Origin of the sequence: Moorena sp. SIO2C4, from assembly GCF_010672485.1 — a bacterium.
Lineage (GTDB): Bacteria > Cyanobacteriota > Cyanobacteriia > Cyanobacteriales > Coleofasciculaceae > Moorena > Moorena producens.
In genome coordinates, this window is sequence record NZ_JAAHGN010001181.1 from 1 (window position 1) to 2,173 (window position 2,173).

A 2,173-nucleotide genomic window follows, 5' to 3' on the forward strand; every position below is an offset into this window, starting at 1 on the left:
ATTGTTATTAATCTACTACGTAGTAACGGTTTTTCATCTGTGACTATTGCTCAAAGATTAATTAGCAACAACATCCCCACACTTTTGGCACTTTTGCAATAATTTTGGGAATGAAACAGCCCTGGGGCTGGGGGGGATCTAATATCTTGCGGAAAACTTTGAAAACACGCCCTAGCCCCCCAAGCGAGCAATCCCTCGCTTGGGGGGCTAGGGGGGCTTTAACTTTCACCAGATGATCGCGCATTCATTCCTTAATTCAGCAACGCCCAAAAAAAAAGTGGCAAGTCACACTAGTGTTACTGATCCCAATTCTGGAAACTACGGCTACCCATCAATTTAATCTCCCCATCTCCCGATCTCCCCATCGCCCGATCTCCCCATCTCCCCATCTCCCCATCGCCCGATCTCCCCATCGCCCGATCTCCCGATCTCCCCACACGTCCCACACCTCCCACACTACCCGTTTGACCCTCAGGTAAAAAACCTACCCCTGTGGGCTACTCCCTGCTCCCTAAAACCAACACCTATCCTAATCAATCAGACGAAACACTTTCTTCTGCTTTTGAGCAGGTTGTTGTGATTGTTCTTGCTTAATTGTTTCTGGGTTGCTAGAGGGCTTCTGAGACTCTTTTGGCTCAGTTGATTCGCTAACTTTTGGTTTTTTCTCAAATACATTAACTCCTGCACCTTCTAACTCAATTACCCCTTCTGGAGAGACCCTGGCAATCTTTCCACTCAAAGCGGCTACCCAATCAGCAAAGCTATCCATCTTTTCTACTTGCTTTTTAAGGGTCTTGCGATTGAGTTCTGCCTGAACGGTTATGCCATTGTCCCCAGTCAGGAGTAAGGTAACTTTCTTGCCTTGCTCCGGTAAATTGGGTCTTTCGGTAAACTTGATGGTGATTTCGGGTTTTCTTCCTTGAATCATGATAACTTCATTGGGTTTAGTTTTAGGGCTTGGTTGAGGTTGATAGTCAGTTTTTTCTTCGGAGTAATGGGAATAGAAATTTGAGTCTTCTAGATTTACGTTAACTGGATGAGCTTCTTCTATGTAGAGTTGCTCTCCTACTCGTCTACAAAATAATTCCCAGAAATCATCCTTTTCTGCTGGTTGTGGCAAAGACCCCTGGAGACTTAACAAAAAAGGCTGCCATGGATAACTTTTGGCTTTTCCTCTAGGAGGCAGGTGATTGCGTTCTACATACATCACCACTGCTTCTGGCTTGACATCGTGAATTAAACCACGAACTCGAAACTGATCGACTCTTTCATCACTGGGAGAATGACGTAGAGTAGTTTTCCCCTCTAGGGGAATAAATTTTTTGATTTGAATTTGAGCCAGTTTTCCTGCCTTGGTGATGCGGAAATATACTCGCCAGAGATAGACTTTTTTCTCACCAAAAGAGGGGTTGGTACTTAATTTCTTCCACAAGGGTTGGTGCATATAGGCACTGAAGCTGATTCCTTGTTTGAGAACAAGAGTTCCTTTAACTGACCTATTAGGCTCTTGAGATGGGTTTGGGTCAAATCGCCCAAACAGATAGCCCAGAGCCGAAAACTCGGTTGGACGACTAGGAGGGGTAAAGGGGACAACAACTTCCATTGGATTGGTAATTAAGGAGCCATTATATTTTAGACTATCAAATCACAGCAATCAGATGGACTTAACTGGTTGAGTTTTACTTCCGATAATTTACTAAGGCTGTGGATATTGTTGAGGAAGAAGAGCTTACTCCCTGTTTTCAGCAGGAAAGGGAAACCCTGGAAAGCAAGGGGTCCCAGTGATTGAATCTGTCTAGGAATGGGGGTGACGAGGGTGTGCGATCGCCTTTTTGGTATTCAACCAGGATAACGTTGGCTCTACCAGCTCTGCTAGGTTTATGTATAATTTGATACATTTTTTGCCATGGAAGCAAAACTTACAGCACTTTTCAATAACTATTTCTGGTTTAGTCCTATAGTTGAGTAGATTAAAATTGCTAAACTATGGAATAATAATTAATTATATAGCATTTTTCAACTAAGTGATAAATGCTATAACACAAACAAAAAAAACATTATCATCACCACCCATGCTCCCATGATCAGATTAGGTTTGATTCCCACACTTTTATTACTCCCTTCTCAACCGACTTAATCTAGCCCATGTCAAGTTTTATCACCTCAATCACCG

1 protein-coding gene is annotated in these 2,173 nt (G+C 43.1%); it reads right to left on the reverse strand.

Features of this window, described 5'->3' with window-relative positions; genetic code table 11:
* Positions 1–529: 529 nt before the first annotated feature.
* Positions 530–1,603, reverse strand: a complete 1,074-nt coding sequence (locus F6K20_RS35325) for a heterocyst master regulator PatR (RefSeq protein WP_008188405.1) — start codon at positions 1,601–1,603, stop codon at positions 530–532.
* Positions 1,604–2,173 lie beyond the last annotated feature (570 nt).